At 68.5% G+C, this 19,165-nt stretch carries 14 protein-coding genes; 7 read left to right on the forward strand and 7 right to left on the reverse strand.

Going from position 1 to position 19,165, the window contains the following annotated elements; translation table 11 throughout:
- Nucleotides 1–134: 134 nt before the first annotated feature.
- Nucleotides 135–1,490: an OprD family porin gene (locus DBY63_RS13425; RefSeq protein ID WP_108582293.1), complete on the forward strand. Its 1,356-nt coding sequence runs from the start codon at nt 135–137 to the stop codon at nt 1,488–1,490.
- A gap of 730 nt (nt 1,491–2,220) precedes the next feature.
- Here DBY63_RS13425 and DBY63_RS13430 read toward each other — a convergent pair.
- From DBY63_RS13430 to DBY63_RS13440, 3 genes are all read right to left on the reverse strand, one after another.
- Nucleotides 2,221–7,353, reverse strand: a complete 5,133-nt coding sequence (locus DBY63_RS13430; protein ID WP_108582294.1) for a DUF4011 domain-containing protein — start codon at nt 7,351–7,353, stop codon at nt 2,221–2,223.
- 140 nt (nt 7,354–7,493) lie between these two features.
- On the reverse strand, nt 7,494–8,876 hold the full coding sequence (locus tag DBY63_RS13435) for a heavy metal sensor histidine kinase (RefSeq protein WP_108582295.1): 1,383 nt from the start codon (nt 8,874–8,876) through the stop codon (nt 7,494–7,496).
- Complete coding sequence (locus tag DBY63_RS13440; protein ID WP_007160627.1) at nt 8,873–9,544, reverse strand: heavy metal response regulator transcription factor; 672 nt, start codon at nt 9,542–9,544, stop codon at nt 8,873–8,875. Before DBY63_RS13440 ends, DBY63_RS13435 begins: the two co-directional genes overlap by 4 nt.
- Before the next feature lie 120 nt (nt 9,545–9,664).
- On the opposite strand from DBY63_RS13440, the gene DBY63_RS13445 reads away from it, so the two are divergent.
- From DBY63_RS13445 to DBY63_RS13465, 5 genes are all read left to right on the forward strand, one after another.
- Nucleotides 9,665–10,276: a hypothetical protein gene (locus tag DBY63_RS13445; RefSeq protein WP_007160626.1), complete on the forward strand. Its 612-nt coding sequence runs from the start codon at nt 9,665–9,667 to the stop codon at nt 10,274–10,276.
- Between the two features lie 54 nt (nt 10,277–10,330).
- Nucleotides 10,331–10,957 (forward strand): cytochrome b/b6 domain-containing protein, encoded by a 627-nt coding sequence (locus DBY63_RS13450; RefSeq protein ID WP_058790622.1) that lies wholly within the window; start codon nt 10,331–10,333, stop codon nt 10,955–10,957.
- The gene (locus DBY63_RS13455) at nt 10,944–11,699 is read left to right on the forward strand and encodes a molybdopterin-dependent oxidoreductase (protein WP_007160624.1); all 756 of its coding nucleotides are present in this window, start codon (nt 10,944–10,946) and stop codon (nt 11,697–11,699) included. The genes DBY63_RS13450 and DBY63_RS13455 overlap by 14 nt, the downstream gene beginning before the upstream one ends.
- 310 nt (nt 11,700–12,009) lie before the next feature.
- Complete coding sequence (locus tag DBY63_RS13460) at nt 12,010–12,891, forward strand: NAD(P)-dependent oxidoreductase (protein ID WP_007160623.1); 882 nt, start codon at nt 12,010–12,012, stop codon at nt 12,889–12,891.
- 69 nt (nt 12,892–12,960) lie between these two features.
- On the forward strand, nt 12,961–13,788 hold the full coding sequence (locus DBY63_RS13465; protein WP_108582296.1) for an AraC family transcriptional regulator: 828 nt from the start codon (nt 12,961–12,963) through the stop codon (nt 13,786–13,788).
- Here the strand turns inward: DBY63_RS13465 and DBY63_RS13470 are convergent.
- Together DBY63_RS13470 and DBY63_RS13475 are read right to left on the reverse strand one after the other, a co-directional pair.
- Nucleotides 13,774–14,361, reverse strand: a complete 588-nt coding sequence (locus DBY63_RS13470; RefSeq protein ID WP_042137928.1) for a LysE family translocator — start codon at nt 14,359–14,361, stop codon at nt 13,774–13,776. The two genes, DBY63_RS13465 and DBY63_RS13470, sit on opposite strands and share 15 nt — an antisense overlap.
- Nucleotides 14,362–14,563: 202 nt before the next feature.
- Entirely contained in the window at nt 14,564–16,786 is a 2,223-nt protein-coding gene (locus DBY63_RS13475; protein WP_042137930.1) for an ATP-binding protein, read from the reverse strand.
- Between the two features lie 251 nt (nt 16,787–17,037).
- Between DBY63_RS13475 and tadA the strand changes: the two genes are divergently transcribed.
- Complete coding sequence (tadA, locus tag DBY63_RS13480; RefSeq protein ID WP_007160619.1) at nt 17,038–17,541, forward strand: tRNA adenosine(34) deaminase TadA; 504 nt, start codon at nt 17,038–17,040, stop codon at nt 17,539–17,541.
- On the opposite strand, the gene DBY63_RS13485 is transcribed toward tadA, so the two are convergent.
- A complete protein-coding gene (locus DBY63_RS13485; RefSeq protein WP_007160618.1) occupies nt 17,538–17,936 on the reverse strand; it encodes a SufE family protein in 399 nt (132 codons plus the stop codon). The genes tadA and DBY63_RS13485 overlap by 4 nt on opposite strands.
- The gene (locus DBY63_RS13490) at nt 17,933–19,141 is read right to left on the reverse strand and encodes a cysteine desulfurase (RefSeq protein WP_042137934.1); all 1,209 of its coding nucleotides are present in this window, start codon (nt 19,139–19,141) and stop codon (nt 17,933–17,935) included. The genes DBY63_RS13485 and DBY63_RS13490 overlap by 4 nt, the downstream gene beginning before the upstream one ends.
- Nucleotides 19,142–19,165 lie beyond the last annotated feature (24 nt).

The following is a 19,165-nucleotide window of genomic DNA, read 5'->3' on the forward strand; positions in this document are numbered from 1 at the left end:
CGAAAGGGGCGAACCGCCAGCGCAGCACAGGGAGGTTACCGGACGATGACGACGGTCAGCGAAGTGGTATGCACCGGCGCTAGCTGGCAAACTCGTTCGCGACCTAACGATTCCAACCCCTGAGTGAACCGCCCATGAAGCTATCGCTGTTTTCCCCCTTTGCCTGCCAGAGCGCCTGGCTGCTCGGCGTGCCCGGCCTGCTCCTCACCGGCGCCGCCCTGGCCAGCCAGCAGTCCGATGCCAAGGGCTTCGTCGAAGACGGTGACCTGACCCTGCTGCTGCGCAACTACTACTACCTGCGCCAGAACGAAGGCGACGGCCATGGCGCTGACGCGCGCAACAGTCGCGATCCGCGCAGCTGGACCCAGGCCTTCCTGCTCAACTACACCTCGGGCTTCACCCAGGGCACCGTGGGCGTAGGTGTGGATGCCTATGGCTATCTGGGTCTCAAGCTGGATGGCGGCGATGGCCACGCCAACACCCCGAACATGCCGGTGGACGGCGACGGCAGCCAGCGCAGCGAATTCAGCAAGGGCGGGGCGGCGGTCAAGCTGCGCGTCTCCAACACCGTGCTCAAGTATGGCGACCAGCAACCCACGGCGCCGGTGCTGGCGGCGGGTGGCAACTGGCTGTTTCCCCAGACCGCCCGGGGCTGGAGCCTGGTGAGCCAGGAGGTCGATCACCTGATGCTTGAAGGCGGTCACTTCACCGCCGCCACGGCGCCGCGCACCACCGGTTCGGACGGCGGCATCTTCGCCGGTTACGCCGGCGTCGAAGCGGCTTCGGCCAGCTATGCCGGGGGCGTCTACAAGTTCAGCGATCACCTCAGCGCCTCGCTCTATGCCGGGCACTTCGAGGACGTCTGGGACCAGTACTACGGCAACCTCAACTATGTGGTGCCGCTGGCCGCCGAGCAGAGTCTGACCTTCGACGCCAACCTCTATCGCACCCTGGACGCCGGCAGCGCCAAGGCCGGCAGCATCGCCAACACCGCCGGCTCGCTGGCCGCCGCCTTCCAGACCGGCGCCCACACCTTCACCCTGATCCACCAGCGTATCCATGGCGACCAGCCCTTCGACTACGCGGTCTTCGGCGCGCCGGTGCCGGGATCCTTCGGTGACTCCATCCTGCTCGGCAACTCGATGCAGTTCTCCGACTTCAACGGCCCGGGCGAGCGCAGCTGGCAGGCCCGTTACGACCTGAACATGGAAAGCTACGGCGTGCCCGGCCTGAGCCTGATGGTGCGCCATACCCGCGGCAGCGGCATCGATGGCACCCACCTGGCCGCCGACTCGGCCTATGCCGGTCTCTATGGCGACGGCGACAAGGAACACGAGACCGATCTGGAGGCCAAGTACGTCCTGCAGAACGGCCCGGCCAAGGACCTCAGCTTCCGCCTGCGCCAGGCCTGGCATTCCGGCAGTCAGAGCACCGGCGGCACCGTGGCCGAGACGCGGCTGATCACCGAGTATCCGCTGAATATCCTGTAACTTACGGCGCTCCGCAGGTTGGGTTGAGCGCAGCGAAGCCCAACGGTGCCGAGGTCATGCGCGGCTTGTTGGGCTTCGGCGATAAGGCCGCCTCAACCCAACCTACAGGGCTGGGCCTGGTGGGTTGGGTTGAGCGCCGCGAAGCCCAACAGTCCATTGGCCATTGGCATGTCCGGGAGTGCCCTCACCCCAGCCCTCTCCCAAGGGGAGAGGGGGCAGTTCGGTGCGGTCAGGCGCCTCGTAGGGTGGGTTGAGCGTCGCGAAGCCCAACAGTCCGTTGGCCATCGGCATGGCCGGGAATACCCTCACCCAAAGGAAAAAGGGGTAGCCGCGTAGAGTGGATAACGGCGCAGCCTTATCCACGTCCAGGTGCAGTTGATCAGTGGAAAACGCGGCGCGGTTTTCCACGCTACGGATGCCCTGGCAGCGAGATACCACGATCAGACCACTCCCCGCGCCGGACCAACCGCCCCCTCTCCCTCGGGGAGAGGGCTGGGGTGAGGGTTGCCCCCCGCCAACGGTGCCAGGATCGAGCGTGGCTTGTTGGGCTCCGGCGATGGAGTAGCCTCAACCTAGCTAAGGCCAACCTTGGCTATTTGCCACCTTTGGCCATCGGCATGTCCGGGAATACCCTCACCCCAAGCCTCTCCCAAGGGGAGAGGGGGCAGTTCGGTGTGATCGGGTGCCTCGTAGGTTGGATGGAGCGCAGCGAAGCCCAACAGACCCTATCTCAGGCTTTCGCTCGCGATTCATCCAGCAGCCGCTCGATCTCCCCATGCAACCGCTCGGTGGCGCCAACCCGGTCGATCCACCATTCGGTGGACCAGACGCGCAGCAGCGTCCAGCCAAGGCCCTGGAGGATGGCGCTGCGGGTCTTGTCGCGGTCGCGGGCGGTGGCGGCGCTGTGGTAGGTGGCGCCGTCGCATTCGATGCCCACCAGGTAGTCGCCCGGACGGTCCGGATGGACGATGCCCAGGTCGATGCGGAAACGCGACACGCCGATCTGCGGCACCACCTGCCAGCCCTTGGCCTGTAGCGCCTGGGCCACGGCTTCCTCGAAGGGCGAGTCGTGCCCGCCCAGCGAGCCCTTGACCGCCGCCGCCAGGGCCTGGGGGCCGCGCTGGGCGAATTCCAGGAACAGCTTGAGATCCCGTACCGCGCGGGCATTGGTGCGATTGAGGTCGATCAGCCCCGGATCGAAGGAGGAGAACACCAGCATCTCCCGGCGCGCCCGGGTCACGGCGACGTTGAGGCGGCGCCAGCCACCGTCCTTGTTCAAGGGGCCGAAGTTCATCGACATCGTATTGGCGCCTGGCTCGGTAGGGCCGAAGCCGATGCCGAGCATGATCAGGTCGCGCTCGTCGCCCTGCACCGTTTCCAGGTTCTTCACCACCACCGGCTCGGCCAGGTCTTCGGCGAAGTGCGCCTCGATCTCCGGGTGCTGCTGGCGCGCGCGGTCGAGCAGGTCGGTGACCAGCCGCTGTTGCTCGCTGTTGAGGGTGATGATGCCCAGGCTGAGTCCGGCGAAGGCCGGATCGAGCAGGCGCTTGACCGCCTCGGCGACCATGGCCTGGGCTTCCAGGGCGTTGTGCCGTCCCTTGCCCTTGGCGTAGACGCCGTCCACCCGCCGCCATTCCACCGCGCTCGGACGGATCTCCGGGGCGGGGAAGGTGATGAGCTTGCCGTCGTAGTAGTGATGGTTGGAAAAGGCGATCAGGCTCTCGTGGCGACTGCGGTAGTGCCAGTTGAGGCTGTGGCTGTAGATGCCGGCGCCCAGGCATTCGTCGAGGATGCTCTCCAGGTCCTCGGCGGTGTCGTCCTCGCCGGCGGCGCGGTCGAAGAAGCGGGTCGGCGGCATCTGCCGGGGGTCGCCCGCGATCACCACCTGCACACCGCGGGCGATGGCGCCCACCGCGTCCCAGGGCGCGATCTGCGAGGCTTCGTCGAAGATCACCAGGTCGAACAGGCCGCCATCGGGCGGCAGGTACTGGGCGATGGACAGCGGACTCATCAGCATGCAAGGCGCCAGCCGCGCCAGGGCGTCGCCCATTTCCAGCGCCAGCTGGCGCAGCGGCTTGTGCCGGCGCTGCTTCTGCAATTCGTGCTTGAGCACGGCGAAGCCGCCACCCTGGCGCGCCGCGTCGTTCTTGGGCGGCAGGCCGTGGCAGAGCAGGGCGCGGATATGGCGCACGGCGAGGGTCTGCAGGCGATCGTCCAACCGGCGATAGGCCTGGATGTCGCTCTCGTGCTCGGCCGGGACGAAATCGCGCAGCAAGGGCTCGGCGTCCAGGGCGGTGGCGGCGAACCAGCGGGCATAGGCGGTTTCGAAGACGGCTGCGAGATCCTCGCCGGAGCCGACCGTGACGCGCGCGATCAGCGGCGCCAGGCCGAGGGCGTCGGCTTCCTCGCGGACCCGCTGCCAGTCGCACCAGGCCTTGAGGCGACCGGGCTGGCGCAACAGGGCGGCGGCGGTGCGTACCAACTCGGCGGCCGGGGTGTCTGCCGGCAGTCCTGCCTGCTCGGAAAAGCTCTGGCGCGCGGCTTCGGCGGCCTCCAGGGCGGCGGAGAAGGCGCTGCTGGCCGGTGCCAGGGTAGTGTCCACCGGCTGGTCCTCGGGATGCTGCAACCGGCGCGCCGCCGCCTGGCGCAGGGCCAGCAACTGCTCGGGCGTTTCCGCCAGGGTCGGCAGCGCCGTGCTCAGCCTTTCCGCGAGGGCGCGGCGCGCGAGCAGGGCCTCCAGATCGCTGGTGACGCCTTGCCAGCCGCTGATGGCGGCCAGGCTGGGCGTCAACTCGTCCAGTTCGGTAAGCAGGGTGCGCTGGCGCCGCAGGCGTGGCAGGTCGGCGGCCACGTCGGGCTGGCCCTGGGTTTCGCCCTGGCGGGCGAGATCCTGGGTGACCTGGCGCTGGGCGCGGCTGGCGAAGATCCAGAAGCGCTGCCCGGCGGCGTCCCAGGCGGTTTCCAGCTGGGTCAGGGCGACGCGGCGACAGGCTTCGGCGGCATAGGGCACCGACAGCTCGCGCTCCAGCGTCTGGTAGTCCCGCAGCAACTCCAGGGCGCGCCCCAGCTGGCGCTGACGCTCGGCGGCGCCAGGCCCGAAGGCGAAGGCCAGGTCCTGGCCGGCGGCGTTCTGCAGCAGCTCGGCGAATTCCAGCAGGCGCCGGGGCGCCACCTGATCCGCCAGCGGCAGGCCAAGGACGTCGCGCAGGCGTTGCCGCGCCTGCTGCAGGGCCTGCTGGGTGTCGCGCAGCCGTTCGGCGGCGCCGACCAGGGCGTCCTGCCAGGCGTTGGACCAGGGATGGGCCGGCAAGAGGGCGAAATCCGCCGCCAGGCTGCGGCCGGTCTCGGCGTGCAGGGCCAGGCGGCGCACGGCGTTGCGCAACTCGGCCAGGGCCTCGGCGTCGTGGGCGTCGGCATTGGGCCAGGCCAGGCGCGGGGTATCGGGGGCGGCGTCGCGCAGGACGCGGCCAATGCTCTGCTGCAGGGTCAGGCCATTGGGCCAGCGCCGGTGCAGGCGCTCGACCACTGCATTGAGGCGATCGCGCAGGCGTTCCACCTCGGCGGCCTCGGCCAGCCATTCTTCTTCGTCGAGGCCGTCGCGGGTATCCCAGGCGCGCTCCAGCTGCTTGAGTACCTCGGCCTTGGACGCCTTGCTCGAATGCAGCTCCAGGCAGAATTCGCCCAGCCCCTGGGCCTCCAGGCGGCGATAGACCACGTCCAGGGCCGCGCGCTTCTCGGCGACGAACAGCACCCGCCGACCGAGCGCCAGGTTGTGGGCGATCATGTTGGCGATGGTCTGGGACTTGCCGGTGCCGGGCGGGCCGTCCAGCACGAAGTCCTGGCCACCGGCCGAGGCCAATACCGCCGCCAGTTGCGAAGAATCCGCCGGCAGCGGGGTGAAGAGTTCGGCCGGGGTGACCTGGCGATCCAGCTCGCGCTCGCGGGGAAAGCTGCCCCCGCTCAGGTAGGCGCCGGATTCCGTGGTGCGCTCCAGCAGGTGCCGCACCAGCGGGCTTTCCATCAGCTGGTCGCTGCGCTCGGTGAGGTCCTTCCACATCAGGTACTTGGCGAAGGAGAACTGGCCGAGCAGCAATTCGTTGCTGACCTCGAAGCCGGGCAGGTCGCGCACCGCGCGGCGGACCCTGGTCCAGATGCCATCCACGTCGATGCCGTTGCCATCGCCGGGCAGCGGGCCGTCGAGCCCGGGAATGTCCAGGTCGAAGTCGTGGCGCAAGAGCTCCAGCAGGGTCAGGTTGAAGCGCGGCTCGTCCTCGAACAGGTGCAGGGTGATGCCGCTGGCGGCGCTCTGCCGTTCCAGGCGTACCGGCAGCAGGATCAGCGGCGCACGGTAGTGCTTGGGATCGTCGGCCGCCTTCTTCCAGCGCAGGAAGCCCAGCGCCAGGTAGAGGGTGTTGGCGCCGCCCTCGTCGAGATCGCTGCGGGCGCGGCGATAGAGCTCCACCAGGGCCGCGTCCAGTTTGGTCGCATCCAGGGGCGCGACCACCTCGCCGCGGGCCAGGGCGCCGCGGGCGTATTCGTCGTCGAGATTCTCGTGCTCGCGGGCTTCGTGCAGCACGGCGTCGCGCCCGCTCACCGCCAGATCCGGCAGCGGCACCAGACGCAGTGCCCGGCCCTCGGCCAGGCGATCTTCCAGCGCCGCCGGCTCGGGGCAGAGCAGGGGCACGCTGCGGGCGTTGTCCGGCACATGCAGCAGGCGATTGCGGGTGGTGAGGTCGAGCAGTTTGCGCTGCCACAGCGCCAGGCGCCCGACCGGGGTGGTCGGCGCCGCCTCGACGTCCACGTCGAAGGCCGGCAGCGGCGGGGCTTCTTCCAGGGCTTCGCCGGGCAGCAGCAGGCCGTCCGCATGGATGGCCGGCTGGCCGGGCACCGCCAGCGGGCGAATGCGTTGCAGGCGGGCGCGGCGGATGTCCAGCGCCAGTACGAAGGACTCGTCGTCCAGCTGCCGCTCGGCCAGTTGCATGGCCTGGCTGAAGGAGGGCGGCGGCGAGGCGGTGGCCTGGGTGGTCTCGAAGACCAGCAGGTCCTTGAGCGCCACCCGCTTGCGCACCGGCTCGGCGTCGTCGGTGAGCAGCTGAGCGAATTCCTGGGGCTGCAGCCAGACCCCGGCGAAGGCATGGCCGCGGGTAATGACCAGCAGCGGATTGAGACCGGCCTGTTCCAGCGCCGCGCAGGCGAGCAGGGCGAGATCCAGGCAGGTGGCCAGGCCGCCGTCGAGGATGGCGCCCGGCGTGCGGATCTTCTGGCCTTGGCGCTCGAAACTGGCCGGCGGCACCGCATAGGTCAGCTGCAGACCGCACAGCGCCGACCAGAGCGCCGAACCCAGCTCCCAGACGCGTCGCCGCGAGCCGCTCTCGTACCCGTCCAGCGCCGTGGACTTGCCGGCGCGGCGCAAGACCTCGGCGGCCGCGCCCAGCAGGCGATCCACTGCCGGGTCGTTGGGCATGACGAAGGCCGCGGCCAGCTCGGGCATGCTGTCCACGCCGCCCCACTGGTTGCGGGCCAGCAGCTCGACCGGATAGCGCCGCGTCTGCAGGATCTCTTCGCCCTGGCGTACCGTGAAGGTCAGCTGGGCGACCAGGCTTTCCTGCAGGCTGCCGAGCAGGGCGGCGTCGAATTCGAGGTCGCGATCATCGAGATGAAGGGTGCCCTTGGGGTCCAGGCGCTCCAGGTGCCAGGTGCGCGGGACCACGAAGGCCGGCTCGGCGGTCACCGTCAGGCTGACGTCGACCAAGGGGTCCTGGCCGCTGTGGGTGAGGCGCAATTCGCGCAGCACGGGCACCGCGTTCTGGTGCGCCGCAAAACCGATCTTGCCGGCTAGCACCAGTTCGACATCCACGCTCATCGCCTACCACCCTTGCTTATTGCCTAAGGTAGATGAATGTACAGTAGTGGACGGGTCGATGCAGCCCATAGCCGGCCTGGGCAAGCGGAAAAAGTCCTTTGGTGACGGGCGGTTGCGTGGTTTGAGGGATAGGTCGCGCTTCAGGCCGCCGCGGTCGGGAAGACCAGGCTGAAATGGATGCCCCGCTCATCCTGCTCGACCTCGGCGCGGCCGCCGTGCAGGCGCATGATGGCGGTGACGATGGCCAGGCCCAGGCCGTTGGAATCATGGGGTTGGTGGCGCGAGGGATCGGCGCGGTAGAAGCGGTCGAATAGCCGACGCAGGTGCTCCGGTGCCAGCGCCGGCCCGGCATTGCTGACGCGGATGCGCCCGCCGTCCGCCTGCAGGAGGATCTCGCCGTCCGGCTCGGCATAGCGGATGGCATTGGCCACCAGGTTGCTCAGGGCGCGGCGCAGCATCAGTGGATCGGCGACCACCTCGCCGCCGCCCGCTACCACCAGCCGCAGGCCGCGCTCGTCGGCCGGCCCTTCGAAATAGTCGGCGATGCGCGCCAGCTCTTCGTCCAGCTGCAACGGCTGCGGGGTCAGCACCGCCTGGGCGTCGTCGGCGCGGGCGAGGAAGAGGATGCTTTCCACCAGCCGCGAGATGCGCTCCAGCTCCTCCAGGTTGGACGCCAGCAGCGCCTGGTAGTCCTCGGCACTGCGCACCTGGCGCAGGGCGACCTCGGTATGGCCCATGAGGGCATTGATCGGGGTGCGGATCTCGTGGGCGAGGTCGGCGGAAAATTGCACCAGCCGGCCATAGCCGTCGGCCAGGCGCGCCAGCATGGCGTTGTAGTTTTCCACCAGCGGCTGCAACTCGCGCGGCGCATCGGCCAGCTCCAGGGGCGCGGCCAGACGAGTCGGGGTGATGCCGCCGGCATGGCGGGCGATGCGCCGCAGCGGTGCCAGGCCGCGCCGCAGCAGTAGATAGCCGAGGCCGGCGGTACACAGGAAGGCCAGGGTCACCGCGCCGATCAGGCCCAGCCGGAAATCGGCCAGGGTGGTGTCCTCGTTGCGCAGCACATGGGCGGCGGTCAGTTCCACCGGGCCTTCGGGGGTGTTCACCGCGACCCGCGCCGCGCGCCAGCGGGTGCCGTCGGCCAGGGTGCCCTCCCGTATATCGGCCGGCGTCGGTCGCCGCGTCTGGGGTACCACGGCAAGATCCGGGAGGGCGATATTCAGGGGGTTGGAGGCGATCACCGGCTTGGCGCCCGGCGCGCCGATGAGAAAGACGTCCTGCTCGTTGCCCAGCATGTTGGCGAACAGCTGCGGACTGCGCCCCAGGGTCTCCAGCGACAGGTCGGCGCTGAGCAGGCTGCGAAAATGCGCCAGGCGACCGAGCAGGGCGTAGTCGGCGCGCTCCAGCACCGTCCGTTCCAGGCTGTGGTAGAGAAAGACACCCGCGCCGCCCACGGCGAGCAACGCCACCAGGGCGAATCCCAGGGTGGCGCGCAGGATCAGCGAGGGTGAGCGGGCGCTCAAGGGCGGACCTCGCAGACATAGCCGATGCCGCGCACGGTATGGATCAGCTTGACCGGGTAGGGGTTGTCGACCTTGGCGCGCAGCCGCTTGATGGCCACGTCCACCACGTTGGTGTCGCTGTCGAAATTCATGTCCCAGACCTCGGCGGCGATCAGGGTGCGCGACAGCACCTCGCCTTCGCGACGCAGCAGCAGGTGCAGCAGGGCGAATTCCTTGTTGGTCAGCGTGATGAGGTCGTCGCCACGGGTCACCCGGCGGCGCAGGAGGTCCAGCTGCAGATCGGCCAGGTGGAAGTGCTCGGGCTCGCGCACCACGCCACGGCGCAGCAGGGTGCGGATACGCAAGAGCAGCTCGACGAAGGAGAAGGGCTTGACCAGGTAGTCGTCGGCGCCCAGCTCCAGGCCGCGGATGCGATCCTGCAGGCCATCGCGGGCGGTGAGAAAGAGCACCGGCACGTCGAGCTTCTTGCGCAGCACTTCCATGATCTGCCAGCCGTCGATGCCGGGCAGCATGACGTCGAGGATGATCAGGTCGTAACGGCCGTCCAGGGCCAGGTGCAGGCCGTCGGCGCCGTGCTGGGTCCAGTCGACCGCGTAGCCGGATTCGCCGAGGCCCTTCTTCAGGTACTCGCCGGTCTTCTGGTCGTCTTCGATGAGGAGAATGTGCATGACGTAATGGTAGGGCTTCCGGTCGCTCCGCTGGGTGACATTTTTGTCATTCGCCGGTCATCTTGCTGACCCCCCACGCGTCGCACTGTGGCGGGGCGATTCCCTATCCCAGGAGGCTCCATGCGTACCCAGACTCTGCTCCGCGGTTCCCTCGCCCTGCTGCTCGCCGGCAGTGCCCTGCTGGCTCAGGCCGCGCCCATGCCCACCGTCAAGCCCATGCGCGGCACGGTGGACAGCGTCCAGGGCGACACCCTGGCCTTCACCACCCGCAATGGCGCCCACCAGACCCTGATGCTGGATGACAAGACCAGCTACCGCGCCGTATCCAAGGCCAACCTGGATCGCATCGAGGCCAACAGCTTCATCGGATCCGCTGCCACACCGCAGCCCGACGGCACCCTCAAGGCGTTGGAGGTGACGGTGTTCGAGGCCAGCCTGCGCGGCTCCGGCGAAGGCCACTACGGCTGGGAAAATGCCGATGGCAGCACCGGCACCATGACCAACGGCACCGTGGGCGAACTCAAGAAGGCCAACGGCCGCACCCTGACCGTGCAGTACAAGGGCGGCGAGAAGCAGCTGGTGGTGCCGGAAGACGTGCCCATCGCCTATGTCGAGAAGGGCGACCGCAGCCTGCTCAAGCCCGGTGCCAAGGTCGTGCTGTTCCCCGCCGAAGACGGCAAGCACGCCAAGGGCGTGGCCGTAGGCAAGGACGGTTTCACCCCGCCCATGTAAACCCCAGCGCGGTCGCCAGGCGACCGCGTCCAACTTTCCGTGGAGGGGAACCCCATGACCACCTCGCGACGGCGCCTGGTGCACCGCTGGCCGGTGCGCCTCACCCACTGGCTCAACGCCCTGGCGATGCCCTGCATGTTCATGAGCGGCTGGGCGATCTACAACGCCTCGCCGCTGTTCTCCTTCACCTTTCCCGCCTGGTCGACCCTCGGCGGCTGGCTGGGTGGCGCCATCGCCTGGCACCTGGCGGTGTTCTGGCTGCTGGCGGTGAACGGCCTGGTCTATCTGCTCTATGGCCTGTTCAGCGGCCACTTCCGGCGCGATTTCCTGCCCCTGTCGCCACGCGCCATCGGCCGGGATTTCATCGCCGCCGCACGTCTGCGGCTTGGCCACCAGCTGGGCACCTACAACGCCGTGCAGCGCCTGCTCTACTGGGGTGTGCTCGCCCTCGGGGTGCTGGTGGTGCTCTCGGGCCTGGCCATCTGGAAACCCGTGCAGTTGCAGGGATTGGCCGTGCTGCTGGGCGGTTTCGACACCGCCCGATACGTGCATTTCTTCGCCATGGCCGGCATCGGCGCCTTCGTCGTCGTGCACCTGGCCCTGGTCATCCTGGTCCCCCGCACCCTGCCGCCGATGATCACCGGCCGTGCGCACGAGGAGGTTGACGATGAGTCGGCGTGAACGGCTGCGCCTGGAACCGGCGCAACAGCGGCAGGTGGAAAATCTGCAACGACGCCTGCTGCTCAAGCAGGGCCTGACGGTGGGCGCCCTGGCCATGCTCAGCGGCTGCAACCTGCAGGACGGCGACAGCGTCGACAAGGTGCTCTGGTCCATGTCGCGCTTCAACGACCGGGTGCAGGCCTGGCTGTTCGGCCGCGAGCGCCTGGCGCCGACCTATGCCGCCAGCCAGATCACCAACCCCTTTCCCTTCAACGCCTTCTACCCCGAATACAACGTTCCGGAAGTGGACCTGAGCGACTATCGCCTGGAGGTCTCCGGCCTGGTCGCCCACAAGCAGGCCTGGACCCTGGAAGACCTGCGCCGCCTGCCGCAGCGCGCCGACATCACCCGCTTCATCTGCATCGAAGGCTGGAGCGCCATCGGCCAGTGGGGCGGGGTGCCGCTGCGCACCTTCCTCGAACGCATCGGTGCCGACACCACGGCCAAGTACGTCGGCTTCAAGTGCGCCGATCGCTACTACTCCAGCATCGACATGGCCTCGGCGCTGCATCCCCAGACCCTGCTGGCGCTGGACTTCGGCCAGGTGGCCCTGCCGCCGGACTACGGCTACCCGCTGCGCCTGCGGGTACCCACCAAGCTCGGCTTCAAGAATCCCAAGCACATCCAGGCGCTGTTCGTGACCAACGACTATCCCGGTGGCTATTGGGAGGACCAGGGCTATAACTGGTTCAGCGGGATCTAGATCCCACTCAACGTCTGCTGCGCGTCGGCCAAACTGCGTTGAAAAGACCCTGGGTCGCCAGCCCGGCCTAGGCGGCCCCGTCGCAATGCTCATTTACCACTCGTAAACCCGAGCGCGGGTCCGATCCGCTTCCTCAGGTCTTTGATTCGCTAGCGCTCACCCTTCGGGCCAGGCTGCGCCTGTTACTCCCGCAGGTCGTTGCGCCTTGTCTGTCTCTAGCTCGCGAGACGTTGAGCGGGATCTAGCCGGCGGAACCCCCGTCGTCGGGGGCAGTCGAGATACCACCCATCCTTTACCCAGGAGTCTCGCCATGTCCGCCCATCCCTCGATCGGTTTCATCGGCTTCGGTGCCATGGCCCAGCGCATGGGCGCCAACCTGCGCGAGGCCGGCTATGCGGTCAGCGCCTATGCCGAGCACCAGCAGGACGGCGAGCGCCACGGCACGCCCATGGAGCCCCTGGCGACCCTCTTGCCCCAGGCGGAGGTGGTGATCGTCTCCCTGCCCAACGACGCCATCCTCGAACAGGTGCTGCTCGGCCCCGACGGCGTCCTCGCCCGGCTGGAGAGCGGTCGTCTGCTGATCAACACCAGCACCAACTCGCCGGCGCTGGCGCTGCGCCTGGAGGCGGCCGGTCGCGCCCGGGGTATCGCCGTGGTCGAGGCCCCGGTGTCCGGCAGCACGCCCGAGGCGGAAAAGGCGCAACTGGTGGTCCTGGCCGGTGGCGAACCCGAGGCGGTGGAGCGCGCCCGTCCCATCCTCGAGACCCTGGGCAAGACCGTGCACCACGTCGGTCCGACCGGACAGGGCGCCGCCATCAAGCTGGCCATCAACGGCCTGATGGGCGCCGGACTCGCCGCCCTGGCCGAGGCGCTGGCCTATGCCACCCGCGCCGGCCTGGATGCCGAGGTGCTGTTCGAGGTGTTCGGCGACCTGGCGGTGCTCTCGCCCCATCACCAGCGCAAGCTGGCGGCGCTGCGCGACGGCGACTTCGCCCCGCAATTTCCGGCGGCGCTGATGCACAAGGACATGGGCCTCCTGCTGGCTGAACTCAACGCCACCTACCAGGGCGCCCCGACCCTGGCCGCCGCGGCGCAGCAACTGGCGCTGGGCGCCGAACTCCATCCGGACGCCGACTACCTGATCACCGCCGACGTCCTGCTGGAGGAAGCCGAAGACGCCGCCACCCGCTGACACCTGACTTTCCCCCTTCCGGGACGACGTCTAGACTGCTCCGGTCCGTCGTCCCGGAATCCCTGCCGCATGACCGCTACCGGCGCCGTCCCTCAGTTCTGGCGCGATCCCGCGCTGCCCTTTCTCGAAGCCCGTTCCATCCAGGACGGCCGCGCGCTCTGCTATGCCCCGCATTCCCACGAGACCTTTTCCATCGGCATCGTGCTGGGTGGGCGCAGTCGCTATCACAACGGTCGGACCCGCGAATTGGTGGGGGCGGGGACCCTGGTGCTGATGAATCCCGGTGACGTCCATGCCTGCAATCCCCAGGGCGAGGCTGCCTGGCGCTATCGCATGCTGCACGTGGATGCCGGCTGGCTGGCCGAGCTGCAGCGTCCGGGGCGCGACGACTTCCAGCCCCTGGCGGCGCAGCTGTCGCGGGACGGCCAGCTCTATGCCGGCCTGGAAGCCCTGCATGCCTGCCTGGTGGATCCCGACACTCTCACCCTGCAGCGCCAGAGCCAGGCGCTGCTGTATTTCGAGGCCGTGCTGGCCCGCCTGGGTCGCACCCCGGCCGCGGCGGTGCCGGTGCGCGAGGATCGCCGGCTGAGGCGCGCCGCCGAATTTCTCGATGCCCATTGCGGCGAAGGAGTCAGCCTGGACCAACTCAGCCAGGTGGCGGATCTCTCGCCCACCCAGCTGATTCGCAGCTTTCGCCGGCGCTTTGGCCTGACGCCCCATGCCTATCTGATCGACCGGCGCATCCGCCTGGCGCGGCAACGCCTGCGTCAGGGCGAGGGGCTGGCCGAGGTCGCCCTGGCCACCGGTTTCGCCGACCAGGCCCACCTGCAGCGCACCTTCAAGCGCCTGGTGGCGGCCACCCCCGGTCAGTATCGCGCCGCGTCAGCCCTCCCATAGCAGCGAAGCGGCGCAGAGCACCAGCAACGTGGCGAGGGCGCGATTGAGCAGGCGCAGGCGACCTGGCGTCAGGGCGCGGCCACGCAGCCATTGACCGGCCACCGCCCAGCAGGCCAGGGAGGCGAAACAGATCACCAGGTAGAGGCCGGCGAACAGCGCCAGGCGGCCGCGATCCTCGCCCACGAACAGTGCCACCCCGGCCGCGGCGGCGAGCCAGGCCTTGGGATTGAGCCATTGCAGCAGGGCGCCGTCGCGAAAGCCCGGGCAGGCCGCCACTGCGCCGCTGCCCAGGTCCCCCGAGGCCCGTGCCAGTTTCCAGGCCAGGTACAGCAGGAAGAGGGCGCCCGCCACGCGCAGGATCCAGAGCAGCGCCGGCCAGGCGGCCAGCACCTCGTGCAGGCCGAGGCCGACGGCGACCAGCAGGACGACGAAGCCCAGGGTGGCCCCGGCGACATGCCACAGGGCCGGTCGCCAGCCGTGGGTGAGGCCGGTGTTGAAGCCCACCAGATTGACCGGGCCGGGAGAGAGGGACGCCACCAGGGCAAAGGCGGCCATGGACAGGATCAGGGTCATCGCGAGGTCTCGACAGTTGTGGAGACCTGAACCTAGCGGGGATGCCCCCTGGCGGTATTGAAGAAAATGACCCTTGCAGCCCGACGAAAGGCGGGAATTCGCGGCGTTTCGCTGACGTCCATTACAGCGAGCCCAGCGCTCCCCCGGTGGTTTCAACGTCGCTGTCGGCCACCGGGGCTTTCTTTTCTCTCGTCCGGGTACGCTAGGGCGCGATGGGCAGGGTGAAGCGGAAGGTACTGCCTTCGCCCAGGGCGCTGGTGACGCTCAGCTCGCCGCCATGGGCTTCGACGATGCCCTTGGCGATATACAACCCCAGCCCATGACCGGTAGGGTTGTCTTCCTGGACATGCCAGAACCGCTCGAACACCCGCGCCTGCTGCGCCTGGTTCATGCCGCGACCGTTGTCCGTCACGCTGATCTCCGCCAGGTTGCCGACCTGCCGCATGCTGAGCTGTACCAGACCGCCCGGCGCGGTGAACTTGATGGCATTGCCCAGCAGATTCATCAGTACCTGGAAGATGCGTTCGGCTTCCACCAGGACCTGGAGCTCCGGATCGGCCGCGTATTCCAGACTGATGTTCTTGATCTCCGCCAGCGGGCGCGACAGCAGGATGGGCTGCGCGCAGACGTCGGCCAGGCGCGCGGGCTTCAGATCCAGCGCCAGGCGATCCGATTCGATCTTGGACAGGTCCAGCAGGTCGCTGATCAGGGCATTCATGCGATTGGCCGCGGTCTCTATCACCTCCAGCGAACCGGGCAGGCGATCATCGCCCGGGGCCAGCTTTTCCAGCTGGCGCTGCAGCATTCCGACCTTCATCAGGATGATGGTGATGGGGCTGCGCAGGTCATGGGAGACCGCCGCGACGATCTCGTCGCGCAAGCGCACCGCCTGCCGCTCGCGTTCGACCTGGCGTGCCAGATCCAACTCGATGGCCGAGCGGCGCAGGTCCTTGGCGGCGAACAGATCGGCCTGGCGCCAGCGTTCGGAACGCAGCCGTACCAGCTCCTTCCAGGCATCGAAGGAACGCCGCGGATGCGGATAGTTGAGCCCTGGACCCGGCATGGGCACCGTGGCTTCCAGCTTGGCCGGGTTACCGCTCCAGACCACCGTGGTAACGATCTCGGGGCGGAACCAGAGCACCAGGTTGCGCACCGGCTTGGGCAACGTCAGGGCCAGCACGCCACTGGCGCTGGCGCTGTAACGGCGGGCGTCGGGCAATTCGTCGGCCAGGCAGCGAGTCGCATAGATGCCCGAAGTGTCCATCTCGGCCGTGACCCAGGCGGCGAGGACGCGAATGTCCTCCGCGCCGGGGCACTCTCCCAGGGTGCAGAGCTCGTCCTCCACCAACACCGCGACCCCGGCGGCATCCACCAGCTCCAGGAGGTCGGTGGGTCTTTCGCAGAGTCCGCTGAGCACCTCGCCACGGCTGTCGCACATGCCCTGGATCAGGGCTGCCAGCTGCGCCTCGCGGGCATCGATCTCACGCTGCACCTGGCGATTCTCCAGAGCGCGGATCATCAGCGATACCAGCACCCCGACCGAGCGGCAGGCCATCCGCGTGCGATAGGGCAGATAGAGGGGTTCGCGGTGGCCACAGCTGATCAGTCCCCAGAGCTTGTCGTCGCTGATCAGCGACACGCTCATGGAGGCGCGCAGACCCTGGTTGCGCACGTACTGGCAGTGGATGGGCGATACGCTCCGCAGCACCGCATGGGTCAGATCGATGGGGTCGCGCTCGGTGCCATGGAGAAAGGCCGGTACCAGCGGGATCGCCTCGTACTGGGCGTCGGGAATGTTGCGGATCCAGTTCTCGTGATAGAGCGCCCGGGCCTGGGCGGGGATATCGCTCGCCGGAAAGTGCATGCCCAGGTAGCTGTCGATGTCGTCGACCCGATCCTCGGCCACCACCTGGCCATCGCCGCCATCATCGAAGCGATAGACCACCACCCGATCGAAGCCGGTCAGGGCGCGCACCTCGCGTACCGCGCCTTCGCACAGCTCGGGCAGGGTACGCGCCTGTTGCAGGCGGGCCAGGGCACGGGCCAGCCCGGCGGGTTCGACACCGCCATGGTCGTCCGGCTCGAATTCCAGGAACACCAGGCCATGGCTGCGGTGCAGGATCACGTCCATGTCGCGGGCCGGGCGCGTCCAGCTCAGCGGATTGGCTTCTTCCAGATGCTCCAGGGTCAGCGCCTGCCGCACCTGTTCGTACAGCTCGAGGGGCAGGACCTGCTGCAGTGGTCGATCCAGCAACTCGACCTGGGGCTTGCCGAACAGCTCGGGGAGGTTGCGGCTGGCATGCTTGATCAGCCCTTCCGCCTCATCGAACGCGATAAGGTAGCCGTGTGCCTGGATGGCGCCTGGAATGCGGATCGGCTCGCTTTCGCAGCTTTGCAGGGACTGACCGGAGGGTGCAGCAATCATGCGACTGTCTCAGATGAACTCTTGAATAGGACCGCAACGAGGCGGTCCTGTTAAAGCTTTAGCACCGAATGGCTGTGAATGTGATGCCGTTCACGCGCTGCCAGCAGTCACCGCACCATTTTCGCATTCGCAGTACCTGATAACCATTATCGCGATCATTTTTTGCCGAAGGGTTCATCTTTGGCCGCGGATCCTGCGACTGGTCTCGCGGGCTGACGGCGGTATCATGACGCTTTGTCCAGAGTTCAGTCATGGCCCGCTTCCGCCCCTTGCCCATCATCGACCGCAGCCGGGATGACCTGTTCATGCGCGAAGCCCTGGCCCTGGCGGAACAGGGCGCCGCCCAGGGCGAGGTGCCGGTCGGCGCCGTGGTGGTGCTCGACGGCGAGGTCATCGGCCGCGGCTTCAATCGCCCCATCGGTGCCCACGATCCCAGCGCCCATGCCGAGATGCAGGCGATTCGCGACGCCGCCGCGCGCCTCGCCAACTACCGCCTGCCGGGCGCGACGCTCTATGTGACGCTCGAACCCTGCAGCATGTGCGCCGGCCTCATCGTCCACAGTCGCATCCAGCGCCTGGTCTATGGCGCCAGCGAGCCGCGCGCCGGCATGGCCCAGAGCCGCGGGCGCTTCTTCGAGCAGGACTTCCTCAACCACCGGGTGCTGGTGGAGGGTGGGGTGCTGGCCGAGGCCTGTGGTCAGGTGCTGACCGACTTCTTCCGCGCGCGGCGCAATCCCGCGGCTAGCGAAGGCTAGGCCGCCAGTTCGCGCATCCGCGTGAGCACGGCATTCAGGCCGTTGCTGCGCGATTGCGACAACTGCCGTTCCAGGCCGAGTTCGCCCAGCCAGCCGTGAATGTCGAGGCGGCCCAGCTCTTCGCGGGTCAGGCCATTGGCGCGCACCAGCACCACGGCGAGCAAGCCCTTGAGCACCCGGGATTCGCTGCTGGCACGAAAGAAGTGACGATCGCCCTGGGCTTCATGGGTCAGGCGTACCCGGCTCTCGCAGCCCTGTACCAGGTCTTCGTCACGCTCCTCGAGCACCGCCGGCAGACGCTCGGCCCACTGCAGCAGCAGTCGCGAGCGCGCCTCCCAGCCCTTGGCGATGACAAAGGCGCGGCGGGCTTCCGCCGCATCGGGAAGCAGATTCATTGCAAGAGCTCCAGGGCGTTGTCCAGGGCGGTGAAAAAGCGCTGCAGGTCCTCGGCATCGTTGTACAGGCCCAGGGAAACCCGCAGCGCACCGGGGGTCTGCAGGGTCTGGAACAGCGGCATGGCACAGTGCTGACCGGCGCGCACCGCGATGCCCTGTTCGCCCAGCAGATGGGAGAGATCGCCGACGTCCACGCCCGCGACCTGGAAGCTGGCCAGGGCGATCTGGGGTTCACCCAGCACCCGCACGCCGTCGCGGGCAGCCAGCCCGGCCAGCAGCTTCAGGCTCAGGGCCTGCTCGTGACCGCGGATCAGCGTCTCGTCCTGGCCCTGCAGCCAGTCGACCGCCGCGCCCAGGGCGATGGCCGCGCCTATGGGCGGCGTCCCCGCCTCGAAGCCCATGGGCGCGGCGTGGAAGCGGGCGTCGGTGAAGGTGGTGTGCTGCACCATCTCGCCGCCGAATTGCCAGGGCTTGAGGTGCGCCAGGCACTCGGCCTTGCCCCAGAGTACGCCGATGGCCTCCGGGGCATAGAGCTTGTGGCCGGAGAACACATAGAAATCGGCGTCGAAGTCTGCCGGGCGATGCCGCCCATGGACCGCGCCCTGGGCGCCATCCACCACCAGCCAGGCCGGCGAGCGTGCCCGGATCAAGACCGCGAGTTCCGCCAGCGGCTGCCAGGTGCCGAGCACGTTGGACAGCTGGCTGACCGCGACCACGCGGGTGCGCGGCCCCAGCAACCGCTCGGCGGCTGCCAGGTCCAGATGACCGCTCGCGGTCAGCGGGATGACCCTGAGTTCGAGGCCTCGACGCCGGGCCAGCTGCTGCCAGGGCAGCAGGTTGGCGTGGTGCTCCAGGGCACTGATGAGAATCTCGTCCCCGGCTGCGAAGGCGTCTTCCAGGCCATAGGCCAGCAGATTGAGCGCCTCGGTCGCGCCGCGGGTCAGCACCACCTCGTGCGGCGCGGCAGCGCCCAGCCAGGCGGCGATCCGCCCCCGGGCGCCTTCGTAGGCGGCGGTGGCGCGCTCGGCAGCCCAGTGCTGGGCCCGGTGCACATTGGCCGCGCCCAGGCTGTAGCTGGCCAGCAGGGCATCCAGCACCACCTGGGGCTTCTGCGCCGTGGCGGCGCTGTCGAGGTAGGTGATGCCGTCGGCGGCGAAGGCGGTGAAAGCCGGGAATTCGGCTCTCCAGGGGGAGGGTAGCGACATGGCGACAGCTCCGGGGTAGCCCGC

Origin of the sequence: Pseudomonas sp. RIT411 (assembly GCF_003057735.2) — a bacterium.
Classification (GTDB): Bacteria; Pseudomonadota; Gammaproteobacteria; order Pseudomonadales; family Pseudomonadaceae; genus Chryseomonas; species Chryseomonas oryzihabitans.